Here is a 20,709-nt window from a genome sequence, read left to right as displayed (position 1 = left end):
CCACTACCCTGAACCCACCTCGTGGACTCTGTTTACGCAGGTCAGACGCCATTTAGCTGCTGGAGCCCCACATGATTCCCAAGCTTAGAGCGCGGGTTCGATTCCCGTCACTCGCTCCACTACGAAACCCCAGGTCGGCGACCTGGGGTTTGTTTGTTGCTGAGGCGAATTTCGGGCGTGCGCGAGCCGGTCCGGTGGATCAGGTGAAGCGGATCAGGTGGTCGGGCGCGTCAGCCACCCAGGCTTCGGTCTCCCATGCGAGGTCGGGCAGCCACTTGCGCATCGTTGCGCGGTCCGGGAAGCAGTTCACGAACACCAGCCCCGCCTTGTCCGTCGCGAAGAGCCTCTTCAGGTGCTCACGCCGTCCGAAGTCGATCGGTCCGTGCGAAGTGACGGCCTCCACGAGGAAGAGCCGGCCGCCCCGCTCGTCGTGGACCACGAGATCCGGGTTCTTGCCGTGCTCGTCGAAGGCCAGCCCGAGCCGTGCGAAGACGTCGTCCTGGCGGATGTCGTAGCGGTGATCCTTGGCGTCCCCCAGGTAGAGCACCTGCCCGCCGGGGACGAAGCGAGGACAGAACTCCTCGATCATGTCCCGGATCAGGGGGTTCTGACCGCCGGGAGAGAGGCGGAACACAGAACCGTCGGGCAGCGTGACCGGGAGCATCTGCATCTCGCGGGTGGCCTTGTAGGCGGCCTGCTGGGTGGGAGCTTCGGCCACCCAGGCGTCGAGGGCGTCCTGGAACCCACGGGTGCCGTAGAGACGCACTACGGACAGAGCCGCGGGAGCGATCCGGTAGTTGTTTTTGGGGGAGTTGACCGTACGCCCCTCGGGAGCATCGGAGTTGTGCTCGGCGAACCCCGCGTCGACGAACTGGTGGAGCGTCTGCTTGCGGAAGGTCTCGCGCGTGTTCGGGGCGTACTCCTTGCCCCATCTCTCCGCGATGAGGCCCATGACTACCGTGACGCCGAGACGCGGGTTGGTCGCCGTGTTCCACGGCTCGCCGGGCTCCAGTCCGAGCAGCACGAGGGCCGTCAGGGCGGACCTGCTGTTGCGGCGGACCTTGTCGAAGCCGAAGGCTTGCAGGAGGACGCCGGCGTTGTCGACGGATGCTGCTAAGTCGCTGATCATTCGGCGGAGCCTACGACAGCGGGGAACAAGTCGGCCACGAGGGCGTCGAGCTTGGCCTGTTCCGGGAGCCATTCCGGGGCGTTCTCCGCCAAGCGCACCAGGTCGTCGCGGGAGGGGAAGGGGAGCGTCTTGACGTCCCCCGCATTGACCTGGGTGTGGCCGGAGAAGGTGCGGAAGATCGCGTCGAGCGTCGAGGAGTTCAGCCAGAGCATCAGCCCGTGCGCGAGTCGAGGGTCGAGGGGCCCCTTCTTCTCGTGCAGGTAGTTGGTCTTGTTGTCCAGGGCGACCGGGCCGTCGTACTGACAGACGCCCGCGACCACGCGCCGCTTCTCCTCCTTCGCGGTAAAGCGCTTGATGACGACGTAGTGCCCTTCGGGCAGAAGCAGCTTGCGGGCGGCCTCGGTGCCGGGGGAGAAACCCTGCGGCTTTTTCGCGGGGCGCTGTGGCCATTCGATCTTTCCGCCGCGCACGTTGGCCTGATAGACCATCGGCACGACACCGTCGGCGCTGAGGTCTTCGGTGAGGTGTTCGCGGTTGCGGAAGTCGACGACCTTGCCCGTGCTGACGCCCAGGCCCAGGTCCGCCAAGGTGAACGAGACGGCCGGCGGCACGACAGGCTCGTCGAAGCGGACGAACCGCTCGCGGTCCCCTGGCAGGACCACGGTGTCGAACGGGACGGTGCGGCGCAGCGGCGCGTCGTGGTGCGCGACCGACGCCGACAGGACGACCTGCGACTCCTGGTCGCCCCGTGTGCCCTTCACGATGACGTTTTCCTGGAGGACGCCGGTGTCGGCGAAGACTGTGTTGCGACTCTCGAAGATGTGGAGGAGATCGAGGCTGGTGCGGTCGAGCATCCACTGACGAAAGGCGCGGTAGTAGGGGCCGTTGGCCCAGGAACGGGGCACGATGATCGAGATCTGGCCACCGGGGGCCAGGGCGGCTGTGGCCCTGGCCCAGAACGCCGCGTAAGTGTTGCTGACATCGACCAGGTCTTGCGCGGTGCGCTTACGTTGCCTACTGCCCGCGGCGAGCTTCGCATAGGGCGGGTTGGCGATGACGAGGTCGAACGCACCGTCGGTGAGTGCGTCATCGTCGGTGAGGTAGTCGCCCTGCACGAGGTCGAACGTGGTGCCGTAGGTCGCCCTGCATTCCTCGAGCGTGGCCCGCAGGTAGGGCATGACCTGCGGGTCGATATCCACAGCCACGACGTGGACGTCCAGGTCAGGGCGCTCTTCGTGCAGTCGGGTCACCAGCGCGGCGGTCAGCGAGCCGACGCCGGCGCCGGGGTCCAGAATGCGCACGGTGTTGCTCAGCGCGTCCAGGCGAGGCATCGAGGCGATCAGGTCGGCGGCTCGTGCAGGGGTGAAGAACTGCCCCAGGGCAGCCTGGGTCAGAGGGTCAAGGACACTGAGCGCCTCCACCCGCCGTGCCTCGGTGTTCTCGATCAGTTTCACGTCCGCGATCCTCTCACGGGGCGTCCCGCCGGGTCGTTTGGTGGAGATGCGTACCGATTCCGCTACCCGTAGCAACGGCGGGAAAAGCGCGGACGCATCGCGGGCGTTCTTATTTTGAATTCCGAGTTCGCGGGCGGGGCGGTGGTTTTGCCGCGAATCTTTCCGGCCGCGACGGAGCCTTTCGCGCGTCCTTTGGGGAGTTGAGGCGGGGTGGTTCGGGTGCGAGCGGCCCGGGTCACCGGCCGCGCGCGCGTACGGAGCGAGGGTTGGCGGCTACCGGGCACGAGTTCCACAGTTCCACGCCGGCCGTGAGGAGCTCCCGTACCGCGTGTTGTTCGTCGGGAGTCCACGCGGCGCACTCGCCCGCGAACAGCTTCTCGTAGGCGTTCCCGTGTACCGGTCCCTGGCGGGGCAGCGCAGTGGTCGCTTCGAGGCCTCGGGCGAGGTCCTCGAAGAAGTTCCACGCGTCCAGGACCGGGCCCGGCGGGGCCTTTCGGCGGCGGGGGTCCTCCAGCCAGTGCTCGATCCGGCGCAGCTCCAGCGTGCCGGCCTCAGGCGTGGCCGGCTTCCATCCTCGTCGGCGCGCGTACATCCGCGCCTGCCGCACCGTCACGAACACCGGCACCTGCCCGGGGCCGTCGTCCGGCGCGGTGCACACCCGGTCGGGTTCGTCACCCCGGCCGCCTGCCCACAGGACCACCGCGCTGCGTACGCGACCCCGTACCCGGTACGCGTACAGGTTCCCGCGTGTACGGCGGGCTCCCACCGCGGGTCCGTCGTCCGTCTCGATTTCCGTCACGCCCTCACAGTGACAGGCCGCCCGAGCCCGGTTCCACGGCGAGGTCCCTGCCCCCCCAACTCCCCTCTTCCTACGGGGTCAACGGCCGCCCCGCGCGAAGGTTCCAGCGGCCGGAGCGGCCGGTCAGTTCGGTCGCTGTCAGTGGGGGTACGTCGATGCGCCAGAACGCCGACTCCGGCGCGTCCAGCGCCCGCAGCACCAGGGCCCGTACGATCTCGGGCTCCACGACCGCGAGGGTGCGGCCGGCGTCCTCCGTGGCAGCCGCCAGCCACGCGGTCGCCCTCGCGCACAGCGCCCGTACGGGTTCGCCGCCGTGCGGTGCGGCCGCCGGGTCGGTGAGCCAGGCGCCGACCGCCTCCGGCTCGGCCGCGCCCACCTCGGCCAGGGTCCGGCCGCGCCAGCGGCCCACGTCCAGCGCGGCCAGCTCGGCGGTGTCGTGCGCGGCCACGCCGAGCGCGGTCGCGGTCTCGCGGCAGCGCGCCGTCGGGGAGGCCAGGTACCGGTCGGCGGCGTGCAGCCCCGGCGCCGCCGCCCGGGCCGCGGCGAGCCCGGCGGGCTCCAGCGGCGCGCCGTCGTCGAACCGCGCCTCACGCAGCGAGCGGCTGAAGGCGGGCGAGACCAACACCAAGCGGAATGTCATGACGCTCCCCAATGGGCCACCCTCAATGAGCCACCCCCAATTAGCCATGCCGACAAGGTAGTTGGCGGCTGCCCGTCAGCGGACGCGCGCTCGCGCCCCCTCCGTGCGCCCTTGGCCGGATCCGTACTTCGCGCTACCTTCTCGTCGTTGATGACGACGGCAGAACGGAAGCCGGTGGGACTCCGGCACGGTCGCGCCACTGTATGCCCAGCACGATCCACCGCCTCCGGGAGCGCCGGGGGGACGGGGGGCGCCGGGCAAGTCAGACCCGTAGCCGTCGTCGTGTGCACCACCAAATGGGACGCGAGTTCCCCCGGGAGGTCCTGCCATGGCGCAGTCCGTCGCCCAGCCGACCAGCACGCCCACCGCCGTACTCGCCAAGCTGCCGATCGGCGCGATCGCCCCCTGGGCGGTCTTCTTCGGCATCCTGATGCTGGTCCTGATCTACTTCGTCGGCGCCGAGCAGGGCGCCACCTCGCTCCTGTCCGGCTCCACCGTGCACGAGTGGCTGCACGACGGCCGCCACCTCCTCGGTTTCCCCTGCCACTGACCCACCCGGGCCGCCCACCACCGGCCGACGGCCGCCCCCCGCCGCTGGCCCGGACCCGCCGCGCCTCCCCAGGGGCGCGGGGAACCGCGCGAACAAGCCCCACCGGGCCGCGGTGGAACAACCACCCGAGGCGACCGCACGCCGTCCGCAGACCGTGCGTGCCTGGCCGCGCAGTTCCCCGCGCCCCTGACGCGGCACAGCCACCCAACAGGGCCCCCGGCAACCCCGGGCGCCCCACCCCCAACCGGGTACCTCCACCCCCCCCAGGGGCGCGGGGAACCGCGCGAACAAGCCCCACCGGGCCGCGGTGGAACAACCGCCTGACGCGACCGCACGCCGTCCGCAGACCGTGCGTGCCTGGCCGCGCAGTTCCCCGCGCCCCTGACGCGGCACAGCCACCCAACAGGGCCCCCGGCAACCCCGGGCGCCCCACCCCCAACCGGGTACCTCCACCCCCCCAGGGGCGCGGGGAACCGCGCGAACAAGCCCCACCGGGCCGCGGTGGAACAACCACCCCCGCCCACTGAAACCCCGCTGAAACCGCCGTGAATGCGTCCACCCGCACGCTCTGCGGCATGAAGACATCGACGAACCAACTCGCGATCGAGGCCACCGGGCTTCGCAAGTCCTTCGGGGACAAGACGGTCCTGGACGGCATCGACCTGCACGTCCCGGCGGGCAGCATCTTCGCGCTGCTCGGGCCGAACGGCGCCGGCAAGACCACCGCCGTGCAGATCCTCTCCACCCTGATCTCCGCCGACGCCGGCGAGCTGCGGGTCGGCGGCCACGACCTCGCCACCGACGCCCAGGCGGTACGGGCCGCCATCGGGGTCACCGGACAGTTCTCCGCCGTCGACGGTCTGATCACCGGCGAGGAGAACATGCTGCTCATGGCCGATCTGCACCACCTGTCGCGCCGCGAGGGCCGCCGGGTCGCCGCCGAGCTCCTGGAACGCTTCGACCTGACCGACGCCGCGAAGAAGCCCGCCTCCACCTACTCCGGCGGCATGAAGCGGCGTCTCGACATCGCCATGACGCTGGTCGGCGACCCCCGGATCATCTTCCTCGACGAGCCGACCACCGGCCTCGACCCGCGCAGCCGGCACACCATGTGGAACATCATCCGGGGCCTGGTCTCGGGCGGCGTGACCGTGCTGCTCACCACCCAGTACCTCGACGAAGCCGATCAACTCGCCGACAGCATCGCGGTGTTGAACGGCGGCAAGCTCGTCGCCCAGGGCACCGCGAGCGAGCTCAAGCGGCTCGTCCCCGGCGGCCACGTCCGGCTCCGCTTCGACGAGCCGCGGGCGTACGAGAGCGCGGCGGTCGCCCTGCGCGAGGCGACCCGCGACGACGAGTCGCTGTCGCTCCAGATCCCGAGCGGCGGAAGCCAGCGCGAACTGCGCGCCATCCTCGACTGGCTGGACGCCGCCTCCATCGAGGCCGACGAGCTGACCGTGCACACCCCGGACCTCGACGACGTCTTCTTCGCCCTCACCAGCCCCACCAGCCCTGCCGCCCCCACCACCCCCGCCACGGTCACCACGGCCGCCACCGCGCTGAAGGAGAACGTCCGATGAGCTCGCTGTCCCTCGCCGTCCGCGACACCTCGACCATGCTGCGCCGCAACCTGCTGCACGCCCGGCGCTACCCCTCGCTCACCCTGAACCTGCTGCTCACGCCGATCATGCTGCTGCTGCTCTTCGTCTACATCTTCGGCGACACCATGAGCATGGGCATCGCGGGCGGCGGCCCGGACCGCGCCAAGTACATCGCCTACATCGTCCCCGGGCTGCTGCTCATGACCGTCGGCAGCACGGTCGTCGGCACCGCGATCTCCGTCTCCAACGACATGACCGAGGGCATCATCGCCCGCTTCCGCACCATGGCGATCCACCGCGGGTCGGTGATCGTCGGCCATGTCATCGGCAGCGTCCTCCAGTCGATCCTCAGTGTGGTCGTCGTCGGCGCCATCGGGGTGGCCATCGGCTTCCGCTCCACCGACGCCACCGTCCTGGAGTGGTTCGCGGCCTTCGGACTGCTGGTGCTCTTCTCCCTCTCGCTCACCTGGATCGCCGTCGGCATGGGCCTCATCAGCCCCAACGTCGAGGCCGCCAGCAACAACGCGATGCCGCTGGTGCTGCTGCCGCTGCTGTCCAGCGCGTTCGTGCCGCTGCACTCGATGCCGGGCTGGTTCCAGCCGATCGCCCAGTACCAGCCGTTCACCCCGGCCATCGAGACCCTGCGCGGTCTGCTGCTCGGCACGGAGATCGGCGACAACGCCTGGCTCGCGATCGCCTGGGCCGTCGGCCTGACCGTGCTCGGCTACTTCTGGTCGAAGGCCCGGTTCAACCGCGATCCCCAGCGCTGATGCCGCGCAGCACCAGCACGGCGGCCGCCGCCAGCTCGTCGCGCCCCAGGGCGGCGTATTCCGACACCGCGTCGGCGTACGCCGCCCCGTCGGCGTCCCCGGCGTCCTCGGCGAACGCGCGGGCCCGGGCGGCGGACATCGTCGGGAAGTCGCGGTGCACCCGCATCCGCTCCGCGAGCGCCAGCAGCCGTACGCCCGAGGACCGGCCGCCCGCCAGCTCGGCCATGCCGACCGCGAGCAGGACCGTGCCGGACACCGGAAGCTCGGCGGGGCTGTGCTCCTCGCCCGCCGGCGTCAGCAACTCCAGTGCCGCGGAGCGCAGTTCGGCCGCGAGGTCCGCGACCGGCTCCAGGCGGCCGTGCCGGGCGTGGGCGGCGAGAGCGGTCGCCTGGATCTGCCGGGACCAGGCCGCCATGAACGGGTCGTCGGGATACAGCACATCGGCCTCGCGCAACTGCGCCACCGCCTGCCGCCACAGGCCGAGCCCCACTTCGGTCAGGCCCCGCAGCAGCGCGATCTCCGCGCGCGAGCCCAGCTCCGGGCTGAAGACCCGGGACGACTCCGGGGGCTGTTCGAGGCCCGCCAACTCCAGCCACCGCTCGGCCTCTTCGAGCTCGCCGCGCTGGATGCAGGCGAGGACCAACGCCCAGCGCACCCCCGCCGTGTCGTACCAGCCCGCCGCGTCCGACCAGTCCCCGGTCCGCTCCAGGACGTCGAGGGCGGCCAGCAGATGCCGGTACGCCTCCTCGCCCCGCTCGGTCTGGAGGCACAGCTCGCTGACGCGGCCGTGGGCGAGCATCTCGGTGGCCGGGTTGCCAAGCGAGGTCAGGGCGGCCACGCTGCGGCGCGCCGAGTCCAGGGCGCGGTCCACATCGCGCTCGAACTCCCACACATAGCTGGCGAAGCACTCGGCGACGCCCGCGAGCACCGCGTTCTCGGCCTCGCACAGCTCCCGCAGCCTGGCGTAGTGCGGCGGCCGCACCTCGGGCAGGACGCGCAGCACCGCGTCCAGGGCGCGCAGCAGGGTGTCCGGTTCGGCGGTCGGCAACCGGCGCAGGGTCACCAACTGCCGTACGGCGTGCGGCCCGTAGCCCATGAAGAGGCTCAGCGTGCACACCACGGCCGCGCTGCGGGCGGGCTCGATGTCATCGGGGCCGGGCCGGAAGTGCGAGAGGGGGCCCGCGGTGTCGGCGGCCAGACCGGTGAGGCGGCTGTAGTTGGAGTCGGTCGCCCACAGCGAGGCGAGCACCGCGGTCAGACCCGCCAGGGTGGGCCCGTCGTCGCGGGCCAGCGCGTACCGCAGCGCCAGCACCAGATTGTCCTGCTCCCTGCGGGCCAGCTCCCAGGACCGCAGCGAGTCCGCGCTGAACAGCGCGTCGTGGTGGACCCGGCCGAAGTCCCGCGCCCAGGCGAGGAAGCGTCCGGTGACGGCATCCTCCTCGGCGGCCTCGGCGCGGCGGGCGGCGCTGAACTCGCGCACCGTCTCCAGCATGTGGAAGCGCACCCCGGAGTGGGTGTCGGCCGCCTTGATCAGCGACTGGTCGGCGAGCTGCTCCAGGAGGAACAGCGCGTCCTGGTCGCCGAGCACATGCTCGGCCGCGTCCTCGGTGAACCCGCCGGGGAACACCGAAAGGACCCGCAGGGCCGCCTGCGCCTCCGGTTCGAGCAGGTTCCAGCTCCACTCCACGACCGCCCGCAGCGTGCGGTGCCGCTCGGGCACGTCCCGCCCGCCGCCGCGCAGCAGCGCGAAACGGTCCCGAAGCCGCCGGGCGATCTCGGGCACCGAAAGGACCCGCACCCGCGCCGCGGCCAGCTCGACCGCGAGCGGCAGACCGTCGAGCTGGCGGCAGAGTTCCTGGACCGCCCCCTCGGGCAGCTCCGCGTCGGGCCGCGCGGCCCGCGCCCGCTGGCGGAACAGTTCCACGGTGGATACGAGGCCGAGCTCCCCCAGCGCGTACACGGACTCGGAGGTCAGCCCGAGCGGCGCCCGGCTGGTGGCGAGGATCCGCAGTTCCTTGGAGCCCGCCACCAGGGCCCGCACCAGTTCGGCCGCGCCCCGGATGACGTGCTCGCAGTTGTCGAGCACCAAAAGCGCGGGGCCCGGGCCGAGCGCGCCGACGATGCCCGCGATGATCCCGGCGGGGCCGGGCAGCCCCCGTGCCGCGCCCGCGCCGAGCACCGAGGCGACCTCGGTGGCCACGTCGTCGTCGGAGGTGACACCGGCCAGCGGCACGAAGTGCACCACCCGCTGTTCGGCGGCGCGGCCCACCGCGTGGGCGAGCCGGGTCTTGCCGAGCCCGCCGGGCCCGACGACGGTGACGACCCGCGCGGTATGCAGTAGCCCGGCGATCGCCGCGAGGTCGTCGTCCCGGCCGAGCAGCGGGTTCGGCTCGTGCAGCACGCCGTGGCGCACCAGCGGGGCCTCGCCGCGCAGCAACTCCCGGTGGAGCGCGGCGAGTTGGGGTCCGGGGTCGGCGCCGAGCTCGTCGCGCAGGGCCCGGCGGTAGAGGTCGTAGCGGGTGAGGGCGGCGGCGGGCCCGGCCGTGGCGGCCTCGCAGCGCAGCAGCTCCGCCAACACCTCCTCGTCGCGCGGCAGTTCACGGGCGAGCTGGGCCAGCGGGCGCACCGCGTCGGCCTTGCGGCCCAGCCGGGCGAGAGCGAGGGCGCGGGAGCGGGCCAGCGAGCGGTGGGCGCCGGCCCGGGCCAGGCGCAGCGCGGCGACCGGGTCCCGCAGGTCCTCGCCGTCACCGCTGGCGACGACGCCGTCCCACAGGGCGAGCCCGGCCTCCGCCTCGGCCAGCGCCGCACCGTGCTCGCCGGCCCGGGCGCGCGCCTCGGCGGCCGCCGCGTGCAGCAGCAGGGCGGAGCTGTCGACCTGGTCCTCGGCGAGGGCGATGCGGTAGCCGGCCGGAGTGCTGGCGATCACCTCGGGGCCGAGCTGCGAGCGCACCCGCGACACCAGTACCTGCACCGCCTTGCCGGGCCGTTCCGGCAGCTCGTCGTCCCACAGCCCCTCCACGAGCCGCCCGGTGCTGCATCCGGCCCGCAGGTCTTCGGCGAGCAGCGCGAGGAGTCCGCGCAGCCGGGGCGCGGTCACCTCCTGGCCGCGGTAGGCGACGCGCGTAAGCAAGGTCAACTCGGTGGTCACCCGTGCAGAGTAGTCAGCGCACGTCCGCCCGCACCCCGCGCGTCGGCCCCCGCCCTCGCACCCCGCGCCCCTCTGACCTCGCAACCCGTCCCCGGCCAGCGCTGCCGGGCCGGGCCGCGCCCCCCTTTTCGTACGCAGAATATCTGTCACCGCCGCCGGAGAAATGGATGTGACGCCCCCATTAGAATTTCTTCCGCGACTGGCGGAGCGCGATTATTGGCCGTGCTTCGGCGATTGCTCCGTGCTACTGTCGTTATCAGTTGCAGTTGTGGTTCCCATCGGGGCAATCATCACAGTGACGTGGAGTTCGCACGGTGCGGGCTCCCGGGCAATGCCCCGAAGGAGATCAATATGTCTGCTGGTACCGTGAAGTGGTTCAACGCTGAAAAGGGCTTCGGCTTCATCGAGCAGGACGGTGGCGGCCCGGACGTGTTCGCCCACTACTCGAACATCGCCGCCCAGGGCTTCCGTGAGCTTCAGGAAGGCCAGAAGGTCAACTTCGACATCGCGCAGGGCCAGAAGGGCCCGACCGCCGAGAACATCGTTCCGGCCTGACGCTGTCACGCACTTCGCAGCTGGGGCCCGCACCTTGGGGTGCGGGCCCCAGCTGGTCTTGTTTTCGGGCGCCTCGCGCCCGGCCCGCCGTGAGCACTCCACCGGCGGCTGCACACACCCGCACCACCCCGGATTCCAGACGTGCCCGGCCGGACAGACCGGCCCTCACCCCATGGCACGGGCCGCGCACGGCGGCCGCCCGGGATTTTCTCAGCATCTCATTCCGGCGACGCTCCCCGAATTCTGAATTCGGCACGATGCGTTTTCGCATCCGTCCGGCTCGTTCTTGCGATTCCCCCCAGCATTCGTTCTTCCGGGAATTCCTTGATACGCGCCGCATCAAGGAAGGTTCCGCATGAACCGCACCCGTACGAACGACCGTTTCTCCCGCACGCGCACCGGGGGCTCCTCCTCCGGCTCCCCCCGCGGCGGCAGCCGCTTCGGTGGCTCCGGCTCCTCGGGCCGTTCGGGCGGCTACGGCCGCCGGTCGTCCGCGCCGCAGGGCGAGTTCGCCCTCCCCGTGACCGTCACACCGCCGCTGCCCGCCGTCGAGACCTTCGCCGAACTCGCGCTGGCCCCCGGCCTGTTGGCCGAGCTCGCCCAGCAGGGCCTGAGCGTCCCGTTCCCCATCCAGGGCGCCACCCTGCCGAACTCGCTGGCCGGCCGTGACGTCCTTGGCCGTGGCCGCACCGGCTCCGGCAAGACCCTCGCCTTCGGCCTGGCGATGCTGACCCGCACCGCGGGCCGCCGCGCCGAGCCCCGCCAGCCCCTCGCCCTCGTCCTGGTGCCGACGCGTGAGCTGGCGCAGCAGGTCACGGACGCGTTGACGCCGTATGCGCGTGCGTTGCGGCTGCGGATGGCGACCGTGGTGGGTGGCATGTCGATCGGGCGGCAGGCCGGTGCGCTGCGTTCCGGCGCGGAGGTCGTGGTGGCGACCCCGGGCCGGCTGAAGGACCTGATCGAGCGCCGTGACTGCCGTCTGGACCAGGTGGACATCACGGTCCTGGACGAGGCCGACCAGATGGCCGACATGGGCTTCATGCCGCAGGTCACCGAGCTTCTTGACCAGGTGCGCCCCGGGGGTCAGCGGATGCTGTTCTCGGCGACCCTGGACCGCAATGTGGACCTGTTGGTGCGCCGGTACCTGAGCGACCCGGTGGTGCACTCGGTGGACCCGTCGGCGGGTGCGGTGACCACGATGGAGCACCACGTGCTGCACGTGCAGAGCGCCGACAAGTACGCCACGACCACGGAGATCGCCGCCCGCGACGGCCGGGTGATCATGTTCCTGGACACCAAGCACGCCGTGGACCAGCTGACCAAGCACCTGTTGCACAGCGGGGTGCGGGCCGCGGCGCTGCACGGCGGGAAGTCGCAGCCGCAGCGCACGCGCACGCTGGCGCAGTTCAAGACCGGTGACGTGTCGGTGCTCGTCGCCACCAATGTCGCCGCGCGCGGCATCCACGTCGACAACCTCGACCTCGTGGTGAACGTGGACCCGCCGACCGACCACAAGGACTACCTGCACCGTGGCGGCCGTACCGCCCGGGCCGGCGAGTCCGGCAGCGTCGTCACCCTCGTCACGCCCAACCAGCGCCGCGAGATGAGCCGTCTCATGGTCAGCGCCCGCATCGTGCCGCAGACCACCCAGGTCAGCTCCGGCGACGAGGAGCTGACGCGCATCACCGGCGCCCAGACCCCCTCCGGCATCCCGGTCACCATCAGCGCCCCGGTCGTGGAGCGGTCCCGGCGCGGCCCCTCGGCCTCGTCGCGTGGCCGTCGCGGCCGCCCGGGCCAGCGCTCCGGGCGCCCCGCCGCCCGCAGCACGGAATCCCGCCAGTCCGGCACCGCCGTCGCCTGACCATTCGCTTCGGGCCCTTCCGCCCTTCCGCCGACCGGGACATCCCGGTCGGTCCACCCCCCGAGCCTTGTGAGGCATCATGCGCTGCGTCATCGCCCGCTTCCCGTTCGACCTCTCCAAGAGCGGGGTGGTGGCCTCGATGAAGGGCATCAAGCCCGAGCCCGTCGTGGGTGAGTCCGTGCTCATCGGACGCCGTCACTACCCGGTCAAGCAGGTCGGCGAGGTCATCACCCGCCAGGACCGGCGCGACTTCAGCGCGCAGGAGGTGACCCGGGCCATGACCCGTCTGGGCTTCACCTGCCAGGGAATCTCCCAGGCCGCGCCCGTCCGCCCCCTGACCCCGATGCAGGAGGCGTCCGCGCTGTTCGGCGCGACCACGCTCGCCTAGGGCCGGGCGGACCACCGCACCGCGACCACGACGAGGGCCCCGCCGACACCGGCGGGGCCCTTGTCGTACGGGGCCGCGCACCGCCCTGACCGGGTCGGCGCGACGGCCGGAGGGACCGATGGTGTTGAATTTCCCCTCGGAACTCCGGTCCCCGCACGTCCGGGGTCCTTGGACGCGTTGCGCAAGAGGTGACATGACAGCAGACCGCCCGCTCAGTGACCGGCTGGACGACGACGACTACCCGGCCTACACGATGGGCCGCGCCGCCGAGATGATCGGCACGACCCCGGGCTTCCTGCGTGCCCTCGGCGAGGCCCGGCTGATCACTCCGTTGCGCTCCGAAGGCGGCCACCGGCGTTACTCCCGCTACCAACTGAGGATCGCCGCCCGCGCCCGCGAACTCGTCGACCAGGGCACCCCCGTCGAAGCGGCCTGTCGCATCGTGATCCTGGAGGACCAACTGGAGGAGGCCCAGCGCCTCAACGAGCGGTACCGCAGCGCGGCCGGCAACGGCGACCGCGCTCACTGAGCCCGGCCGCCGGCCTCCTCACGCGGCGCAGTACAGATCGCGCCCCGGCCGCTCGCCCGTGGTCAGGAAGCGGGTGACCGCGCGGTCGCCGCATGTGTTGCCGTTGGCCAGATAGACGCCGTGGCCGCCGTGGTCGACGCTGACCAGGCGGGCCCGGTCGCCGAACGCGGCGCGCATCTTGAGGGCGCCGGAGTACGGCACCGCGGGATCCCGCAGGTTCTGGATCATCAGGACGTTGGACGGTCCCTCGTCGGTGATCCGGGTCGGCTTGTGCGCGGGGGCGTCCTTCCAGAACGAGCACGGCGTGACGTTCACGGGCATCCCGGCCGTCAGCGGGTGCCGGGCCCGGTCGGCGCTCACCGCGCTCTGGTAGGCGGCCATCGACGACGGCCAGGTCACGTCGTTGCACAGCACGCCGAGCATCACCGCCGCGTCCTCGTCGGGCAGCGGGCCCGCGAGAGCAGGCGGCAGCACCGGCACCGCGGCCGGGTCCCGGGCCTCCTCGATCAGCCGCGCGAGCTGCGGGAACGCGGCGTCCTCGACCAGCGCGTTCTGGAGGGCCTGGCGCAGCACGTTGCCGGTGAGCGGGACGCCCGGCGTGGTGGACGCCTTGGGCGCGCGGTCGAGCCGTGCGGCCAGGTCGAGGAAGAACGGCCTTACGCCATCTGCGCGTTCGGCGAGCCGCAGCGCACCGCGTGCCGGGTCGGCGGCCCAGGCCGCGAAGTCGGGGAAGCGGTCGTCCACGCCCTGGGCCATGTTGGCGAGCCAGCCCCGCTCGACGCGCGAGGGGTCCGGGTCCCCGCTGCTGTCGAGCACGAAGCGGTCGGTGCGGCCGGGGAACTTCTGCGCGTACTGGGCGCCCACATACGTTCCGTACGAGGTGCCCCAGGCCGACAGTTTCCGCTCGCCCAGCGCCCGGCGCAGCAGGTCCAGGTCGCGCACCTCGTTGGCGGTGCTGAAGCTGCGCAGGACCGCGCCGCCGTTGCCGGCGCACTCCGTTGCGGTGCGGCGGGCCCGCGCGACGTTGTCGGTGATGGCGCCGTCCGCGTCCGGCCAGGGCCGCAGGTTCACCAATCTCCGGTCGTCGGGCGCCAGTCGGCAGCTCGCCCGGGTGCTGCCGCCCACCCCGCGCGGATCGAAGGCGACCAGGTCGTACGCGCCCTTGGTCTCCTTGCGCAGCGCCTCGCCCTTCTGGGTCAGGCGCTGCACCCCGGAGCCGCCGGGGCCGCCCGGTATCACCGCGAGGGTGCCGCGCCGCGCCTCGGGACGGTCGCTGCGCACCCGGGACACGGCGAGGGTGAGCCGGGGCCCGGCCGGGTCGCCGTAGTCGAGCGGGACGGACAGATCGGCGCACTCCTGGTCGAGGGGACCCCCGGCCTTGGCGCAGGCGTGCCAGGCCAGGGCGGGTCCGGCGGCAGGGGAAGCGGCCTCGGCCGCCGGGTTCAGGAGGGTGGCGGCCAGGGCCGCGCCGGACAGGGGCACCAGCGCCGCACGCTGAAGGAAGTTCGTCATGCGCCCCAGCCTCGTCGTGGTGCGCGACCGAAACCATCCGGCTGCCCCGGCCCGCCCGCCGGGGGCTAACCCCCGTACCGATCAAGCGTGTTGACCGGCGCGGACCCGCTCACCGTGGCCGCCGCCGGGATACGACAGGAGCGGGCACAGAATGTCGGGTGGAGCGGGGCGGGGCGCTCCTAGCGTGGAGGGCGTAAGGAAGGAAGGGGGGCCGGGAATGCTGAAGCGGCTCAACGAGGCCATGGACCGGATCGAGGAGTGCCTCGACGGGGAGATCGACGTGGGCGAGCTGGCTCGCACCGCGATGACGTCGGAGTACCACTTGCGGCGGCTGTTCTCCGCGCTCGCCGGGATGCCCCTGTCGGAGTACGTGCGGCGCCGACGGCTGACCGTCGCGGGCGCCGAGGTGCTCGCCGGGACCGGCACGCTGCTCGATGTGGCGGTCCGCTACGGCTACACGTCGGGGGAGGCGTTCGCGCGGGCGTTCCGTGCCGTGCACGGCGTCGGCCCCGGCGAGGCGCGGCGCACCGGCGCGGCCCTGCGGTCCCAGCCCCGGATGTCCTTCCGTCTCGTCGTCGAAGGGAGCACCAGCATGCGGTACCGGGTCGTGGAGAAGGAAGCGTTCCACTTGGTGGGCAGGAAGGCGCGGGTTCCGCTCGTGCACGAGGGGGTGAACCCGACGATCGCCGCGTTCGTCCAGAGCATCGGGCAGGACATCTCGCTCCGGGTCCACCAGCTGTCCGACCAGGAGCCCGAGGGCATCGTCTCGGCCTGCGACGGCCTGGACCCGAGCCGGGCCGAGGGGACCCAACTGGACTACTGGCACGCCGCGTTGAGCGGGCAGGAGCCGCCCGAGGACCTGGACGCCCTGTTCGTGCCCGCGGGCACCTGGGCGGTCTTCGAGAACACCGGGCCCTACCCGCAGGCGCTCCAGGAGCTGTGGCGGGACGTGTTCACGCAGTGGTTCCCGTCCAACCCCTACCGGAGCCGTCCGGGGCCGGAGATCCTGCGCACCCGCCCGGCGGAGGTCGGCGACGCCACGGACGCGGCGCTGTGGATCCCGGTCGAGCGCGCGGAGCCCTAGCGGGGGGAGCGTTCAGCGGCTCCGGGGGTGAGCGTTCAGCGGCTCGCGCCCAGGCGGCGCTTGGGCTTGGCGTCGGCGGCCTCGCTCCTCGCCCACAGCGAGCGGACGTGGCCGAGGTGGCGGGTCATGCACTTCTCGGCGCCCCGGGCGTCCCCGGCCAGCATCAGGTCGAGGAGTTCGATGTGCTCCTCGGCGGACGGGATCAGCTCGTCCCGCTGGTCCAGGGCGGTCAGACCGTACAGGCGGGACCGCTTGCGCAGGTCGCCGACGGTCTCCACGAGGCGCTCGTTGCCCGACAGGGCGAGCAGGGACAGATGGAAGCGGCGGTCGGCCTCCAGATAGCCGATGAGGTCGTGGTCGCGGGCCGCGCGCACGATCTCCTCGGCGACCGGCCGCAGCGCCTCCAGGTCGGCGCGGTCCGCGGAGCGGGTGATCCGGCCGATCATCGGGACCTCGATCAGTGCGCGGATCTCGGTGTACTGGTCGAGGTCGCGCTCGTTGACCTCGGTGACCCGGAAGCCCTTGTTGCGGACCGGCTCCACGAGGCCTTCGCGCGCGAGGTCGAGCATGGCCTCGCGCACGGGGGTCGCGGAGATGCCGAAGTCCTCGGCGAGGCCGGGCGCCGAGTAGACCTGGCCGGGGCGCAGTTCACCGGAGATCAGCGCCGCACGCAGCGCGTGGGCGACCTGGTCGCGCAGCCGCTCGGTGGTGGTGATGACCTTGCTCTGCTTCAGGTGTCCCATGCTGCTGTTCCTCCGTACCGAGCGGAGACCCAGAGTACAATGTCACGTTACGTTTGGGACTCCTCCGGTGTGACGGCGGCCGCCGGGGCCGGGGCGGCGAGGGGTGGGTCCTCGGGCGCCGCCGGCGCCAGGGCGGCGAGGGCTCCGAGCGGGACCGGCACCGCGAACGGGCGCCGCTGCGCGGGTGGTTGGCCGTCTCCGGCCAGACACGCCACCGCCGCTCCACAGGTGCGGCCCTGGCACCAGCCCATGCCGGCCCGGGTGAGGAGTTTGACCGTACGGGCGTCGCGGGCGCCCTGCTCGCGCACGGCCTCGCGGATGGCGCCCGCCGTGACCTCCTCGCAGCGGCACACCTCGGTGTCGTCGCCGAGCCACTCGCTCCAGCCGGGTCCCGGCGCGTGCAGGGCGGCCATCGCTTCGGCGAACGTACGCAGCCGGGTGCGGCGGGACCGCAACCGCCGCACGCGCCCACCCGGGCCCGGGTACGCACCCAGCCGGGCGGCGATGGCGCGTGCCGCCAACTCCCCTTCCGCGAGGGCCATTTGGACCCCGCCCACTCCCCCGGGCTCGCCCGCCGCCCACAGTCCGCGCACCGAGGTCTCCTGGCGGGTGTCCAGGGCGAGGGCGAGGGTGTGGTCGGGGGTGACGCGGGTGGCGCAGCCGAGGGTGGTGGCGAGCTCGATCGCGGGGACCAGTCCGTGACCGACGGCCAGCGCGTCGCAGGCGATCTCGCGCCACGTGCCCGGCACCGGCCGCCACCGCTCGTCGAGCCGCGTGACGGTGACGGCCTCGACGCGTTCCGCGCCGTGCACCTCGGTGACCGCGCTGCGGGTGCGCAGCGGCACCCGGTGGCGCAGCAGCGTCGTGCCGTGCGTGGCGGCCTCGATGAGCTTGTGCGGGTTGGTGGCGAGCGTGCGGGGGTGCCGGGCGTAACCGAGGTAGCCGGACGCCTCGATGACGGCCGGAACGTCGGCGCCGGCCTCGGCGAGTGAGGAGGCCACGGCGAGCAGCAGCGGTCCGCTTCCCGCGACGACGACCCGCTTCCCGGGCAGCACGAGCCCGCCCTTGAGCATGGCCTGCGCCCCGCCGGCCCCGACGACACCGGGCAACGTCCAACCCTTGAAGGGGAGTTGACGCTCGTACGCGCCGGTGGCGAGCAGCACGGCCCGGGCCGGTATCCGTACCGGGCGCGTGTCGTTGCCGTCGGCGCCGGTGACGGCGTGGACCGTCCACTCCTGCTCGGCGTGGCGCTCGATCGCCCAGACGTGGTGCCGGGCGAGGCGTGTGACGCGGGGGGCGTCCATCCGCTCGTGCCACCTTTCGAAGGTGGGCCAGTCGTGGTGCAGGGCGTCCGGGCGGGTGGCGTTGAGTTCGGCGGCGGGGGTTCGGTAGAACTGGCCGCCGACGTGTGGACCCAGGTCCACGACGGCGACCCGCAGCCCCAGCTCGGCTGCGGTGGCGGCCCCCACGACCCCGGCGGGCCCGCCCCCCACGACCACGAGGTCGTACTCCCCTGCGGACCGTACGGGGCCGCTCGCGCAGTTCCCCGCGCCCCTAGCGGGGCTGGAGCCCCGGCCCTCCAAGGCCTCAGCCGGACCGGCGTCCCCGCCTTCGCCTTCGTCTGCGGACCGTGCTGGCGCACCCGCGCAGTTCCCCGCGCCCCTAGCGGGGCTGGAGCCCCGGCCCTCCGAGGCCTCAGCCGGACCGGCGTCCCCGCCTCCGTCTGCGGACCGTGCTGGCGCACTCGCGCAGTTCCCCGCGCCCCTAGCGGCGTTGCAGCCCCGGCCCTCCGAGACCTCGGCCGGACCGGCGTCCCCGCCTTCGCCCGCAGACCGTGCTGGCGCACTCGCGCAGTTCCCCGCGCCCCTAGCGGGGCTGGAGCCCCGGCCCTCCAAGGCCTCAGCCGGACCGGCGTCCCCGCCTTCGCCTTCGTCTGCGGACCGTGCTGGCGCACTCGCGCAGTTCCCCGCGCCCCTAGCGGGATTGCAGTCCGGGCCCCCGGAGTGCTCAGCGGCGTTGGAGCCCGGGCCCCCGGAGAGCTCAGCGGGGTTGCAGCCGGAACCCCCCGAAGCAACCACACCCTCTCCCCCCAACCCACCCAGGGGCGCGGGGAACTGCGCGCCCAGCCCAGCACGGTCCGCGGACGAAGGCGAGGCCGCACCCCCCAGGGGCGCGGGGAACTGCGCGAACGGCCCCGCACGGTCCGCGGACGAAGGCGAGGCCGCACCCCCCAGGGGCGCGGGGAACTGCGCGAACGGCCCCGCCCCCCACCCCGCCCCGGACTGCGTCACCACCGCATCACCCGCCCCCGCCCGCACAAGACAGGCCCTCCGATTCGGCACCCCGTTCACCGTCGCGAGGCACTCGTAACACGCCCCGATCCCGCAGAACGCACCCCCGCCCCGGCCCCCCACCCGCGTCCGGCGCCAGGCGAGGACCCCCGCCGCCCACAGCGCCGCCGCGACGCTCTGGCCGGGCAGGGCCGGGATGGGGCGGCCGTCGAGGGTGATCTCGAAGGGGGGACCGGGCCGGGCTCCGGCCAGTTCCTCGGGGGTGCGTGCCACGAAGGCCTCCTCAGGAAACGGAACCCGCGCCGAAGCGGGCCGGGTCGAGCGGGGCGATGTCCAGGGGCGGTTGGCGGCCGAGCACGCAGTCCGCGATGATCCGGCCCGTCACGGGCGCGAGCCCGATCCCCGCCCCCTCGTGCCCGCACGCGTGCAACAGCCCCGGCACCCGCCCGTCCGCCCCGATCGCCGGAAGGTGGTCGGGCAGATACGGCCGGAACCCCGCGTACGTACGGATCGCCCGTACCCCCGCGAGGAAGGGGAAGAGCGCGGTCGCCCCCGCCGCGAGCCGGCCCACCGCCTCCACCGAGAGGCTCCGGTCGAACCCGACACGTTCGCGGCTCGCGCCGATGAGGACCGGTCCCGCCGGGGTGCCCTCGACGACCGCCGAGGTCTGGAGCGCCGCCGAGCCGCTGGCGACGTCGGCGACATAGTCCGCCGCGTACACCTTGTGCCGTACGACGCGCGGCAGCGGCTCGGTGACCAGGACGAAGCCGCGCCGGGGCAGGACGGGCAGCAACACCCCCGCAAGGCGGGCGAGTTCGCCGCCCCAGGTGCCCGCCGCGTTCACCACGTACGGCGCGTGCAGCACGCCGGAGGCGGTCCGTACCCCCCGCACCGCGCCGCCGTCCCCGATGAGCAGCCCGGTGACCTCCTGCCCGAGCCGGACGTCCGCGCCCGAGGCGCGCAGCAGATGGGCGGCGGCGAGGGCGGGCATGACCTGGGCGTCCTGGGGATAGTGGAAGCCCCCCGCGAGACCCGGCGCCAGGTGCGGCTCCAGGTCGTGCAGCCGGTCGGCCGGCACTTCGCGTGCGGTCACGCCCGCCTTCTCCTGGCCCGCCGCGAAGGCGCGCAGCGCGGTCAGGCCCGCCTCGTCGGCGGCGACGACGAGGCCACCCTTGGGCTCGTACTCGACCGCGCGCGGCAACAGTTCGGCGAGCTCACGCCACAACCGGGCCGAATGCAGGGCGAGTTCGAGTTCGGGGCCGGGTTCCTTGTCGGAGACGAGGAGGTTGCCCTCGCCCGACCCCGTGGTGCCGCCCGCCACCGGGCCCCGGTCGAGGACGGTGACGGCGAGGCCGGCGCGGGCCGCGTAGTAGGCACAGGCGGCCCCCACGACGCCCGCGCCCACCACGATGACATCCGCGGTGCTGGTGGTGGAGCTCCTGGATCCCATGGACACCTCGGTAATATTTCACATGGCACTGTCCCTGCCAAGGAGTCGGCCGACATCCATCCCGATCAGCCCCCCACCTGGGCACCACCCCTTCCTGAACCCCCTCGCGCACAGCGCCCCGACGGACCAAGGGTGGATAAAAGAGTTCCCGACACCTTGTCAGTGCAATTTCACATTACTATGTTACGGGTCACATTCCAGCCGC

At 72.7% G+C, this 20,709-nt stretch carries 17 protein-coding genes, 1 pseudogene and 1 riboswitch; of the genes and pseudogenes, 8 read left to right on the top strand and 10 right to left on the bottom strand.

The annotated features are described in order from the left end of the window. Positions 1-199: 199 nt before the first annotated feature. The 4 genes from DWB77_RS20230 to DWB77_RS20215 form a co-directional block, all read right to left on the bottom strand. Positions 200-1,129 (bottom strand): BsuBI/PstI family type II restriction endonuclease, encoded by a 930-nt coding sequence (locus tag DWB77_RS20230; RefSeq protein WP_120722588.1) that lies wholly within the window; start codon positions 1,127-1,129, stop codon positions 200-202. Then, positions 1,126-2,583 (bottom strand): Eco57I restriction-modification methylase domain-containing protein, encoded by a 1,458-nt coding sequence (locus DWB77_RS20225; RefSeq protein WP_162952574.1) that lies wholly within the window; start codon positions 2,581-2,583, stop codon positions 1,126-1,128. Before DWB77_RS20225 ends, DWB77_RS20230 begins: the two co-directional genes overlap by 4 nt. A 235-nt stretch (positions 2,584-2,818) precedes the next feature. Then, positions 2,819-3,382, bottom strand: coding sequence for a hypothetical protein (locus DWB77_RS38960; RefSeq protein WP_246033579.1), 564 nt, complete (start codon positions 3,380-3,382; stop codon positions 2,819-2,821). Positions 3,383-3,452: 70 nt separating this feature from the next. Next, on the bottom strand, positions 3,453-4,022 hold the full coding sequence (locus DWB77_RS20215; RefSeq protein ID WP_120722586.1) for a histidine phosphatase family protein: 570 nt from the start codon (positions 4,020-4,022) through the stop codon (positions 3,453-3,455). Between the two features lie 121 nt (positions 4,023-4,143). Continuing rightward, positions 4,144-4,314: riboswitch (cobalamin riboswitch) on the top strand. 36 nt (positions 4,315-4,350) lie between these two features. Between DWB77_RS20215 and DWB77_RS20210 the strand changes: the two genes are divergently transcribed. From DWB77_RS20210 to DWB77_RS20200, 3 genes are all read left to right on the top strand, one after another. Next, positions 4,351-4,572 (top strand): CbtB domain-containing protein, encoded by a 222-nt coding sequence (locus tag DWB77_RS20210; RefSeq protein WP_120722585.1) that lies wholly within the window; start codon positions 4,351-4,353, stop codon positions 4,570-4,572. Between the two features lie 575 nt (positions 4,573-5,147). Continuing rightward, on the top strand, positions 5,148-6,152 hold the full coding sequence (locus tag DWB77_RS20205; protein ID WP_120728005.1) for an ABC transporter ATP-binding protein: 1,005 nt from the start codon (positions 5,148-5,150) through the stop codon (positions 6,150-6,152). Beyond that, on the top strand, positions 6,149-6,943 hold the full coding sequence (locus DWB77_RS20200; RefSeq protein ID WP_120722584.1) for an ABC transporter permease: 795 nt from the start codon (positions 6,149-6,151) through the stop codon (positions 6,941-6,943). The genes DWB77_RS20205 and DWB77_RS20200 overlap by 4 nt, the downstream gene beginning before the upstream one ends. On the opposite strand, the gene DWB77_RS20195 is transcribed toward DWB77_RS20200, so the two are convergent. Next, entirely contained in the window at positions 6,921-10,091 is a 3,171-nt protein-coding gene (locus DWB77_RS20195) for an ATP-binding protein (RefSeq protein WP_120722583.1), read from the bottom strand. The genes DWB77_RS20200 and DWB77_RS20195 overlap by 23 nt on opposite strands. Before the next feature lie 351 nt (positions 10,092-10,442). On the opposite strand from DWB77_RS20195, the gene DWB77_RS20190 reads away from it, so the two are divergent. The 4 genes from DWB77_RS20190 to DWB77_RS20175 all read left to right on the top strand — a co-directional run bounded on the left by DWB77_RS20190 (position 10,443) and on the right by DWB77_RS20175 (position 13,424). Then, positions 10,443-10,646 (top strand): cold-shock protein, encoded by a 204-nt coding sequence (locus tag DWB77_RS20190; RefSeq protein WP_120722582.1) that lies wholly within the window; start codon positions 10,443-10,445, stop codon positions 10,644-10,646. A 355-nt stretch (positions 10,647-11,001) separates the two neighbouring features. Further along, the gene (locus DWB77_RS20185; RefSeq protein WP_120722581.1) at positions 11,002-12,507 is read left to right on the top strand and encodes a DEAD/DEAH box helicase; all 1,506 of its coding nucleotides are present in this window, start codon (positions 11,002-11,004) and stop codon (positions 12,505-12,507) included. A gap of 79 nt (positions 12,508-12,586) precedes the next feature. Further along, positions 12,587-12,895 carry an SCO5918 family protein gene (locus tag DWB77_RS20180; protein ID WP_120722580.1) on the top strand — a complete coding sequence of 103 codons (309 nt, stop codon included), beginning with the start codon at positions 12,587-12,589 and terminating at the stop codon, positions 12,893-12,895. A gap of 193 nt (positions 12,896-13,088) precedes the next feature. Continuing rightward, positions 13,089-13,424 (top strand): MerR family transcriptional regulator, encoded by a 336-nt coding sequence (locus tag DWB77_RS20175; RefSeq protein WP_120722579.1) that lies wholly within the window; start codon positions 13,089-13,091, stop codon positions 13,422-13,424. A gap of 18 nt (positions 13,425-13,442) precedes the next feature. On the opposite strand, the gene DWB77_RS20170 is transcribed toward DWB77_RS20175, so the two are convergent. Beyond that, on the bottom strand, positions 13,443-14,936 hold the full coding sequence (locus tag DWB77_RS20170; protein ID WP_120722578.1) for an alpha/beta hydrolase: 1,494 nt from the start codon (positions 14,934-14,936) through the stop codon (positions 13,443-13,445). A gap of 217 nt (positions 14,937-15,153) precedes the next feature. On the opposite strand from DWB77_RS20170, the gene DWB77_RS20165 reads away from it, so the two are divergent. Continuing rightward, a complete protein-coding gene (locus tag DWB77_RS20165; protein WP_120722576.1) occupies positions 15,154-16,020 on the top strand; it encodes an AraC family transcriptional regulator in 867 nt (288 codons plus the stop codon). A 35-nt stretch (positions 16,021-16,055) separates the two neighbouring features. On the opposite strand, the gene DWB77_RS20160 is transcribed toward DWB77_RS20165, so the two are convergent. The 4 genes and pseudogenes from DWB77_RS20160 to DWB77_RS20150 all read right to left on the bottom strand — a co-directional run bounded on the left by DWB77_RS20160 (position 16,056) and on the right by DWB77_RS20150 (position 20,504). Then, the gene (locus DWB77_RS20160) at positions 16,056-16,763 is read right to left on the bottom strand and encodes a GntR family transcriptional regulator (protein WP_120722575.1); all 708 of its coding nucleotides are present in this window, start codon (positions 16,761-16,763) and stop codon (positions 16,056-16,058) included. Between the two features lie 47 nt (positions 16,764-16,810). Then, positions 16,811-18,262 carry an NAD(P)/FAD-dependent oxidoreductase gene (locus DWB77_RS38955; protein ID WP_246033578.1) on the bottom strand — a complete coding sequence of 484 codons (1,452 nt, stop codon included), beginning with the start codon at positions 18,260-18,262 and terminating at the stop codon, positions 16,811-16,813. A 792-nt stretch (positions 18,263-19,054) separates the two neighbouring features. Continuing rightward, positions 19,055-19,327, bottom strand: a pseudogene (locus tag DWB77_RS39635) ((2Fe-2S)-binding protein); the annotation flags it as partial. A 10-nt stretch (positions 19,328-19,337) separates the two neighbouring features. Further along, positions 19,338-20,504, bottom strand: a complete 1,167-nt coding sequence (locus DWB77_RS20150; protein ID WP_120722572.1) for an NAD(P)/FAD-dependent oxidoreductase — start codon at positions 20,502-20,504, stop codon at positions 19,338-19,340. Between the last annotated feature and the right edge of the window lie 205 nt (positions 20,505-20,709).

It is taken from the genome of Streptomyces hundungensis, assembly GCF_003627815.1.
GTDB classification, from domain to species: Bacteria; Actinomycetota; Actinomycetes; order Streptomycetales; family Streptomycetaceae; genus Streptomyces; species Streptomyces hundungensis_A.
Note: the sequence above shows the minus strand (reverse complement) of the source record. Positions and strands in the feature narration are given on the sequence as shown.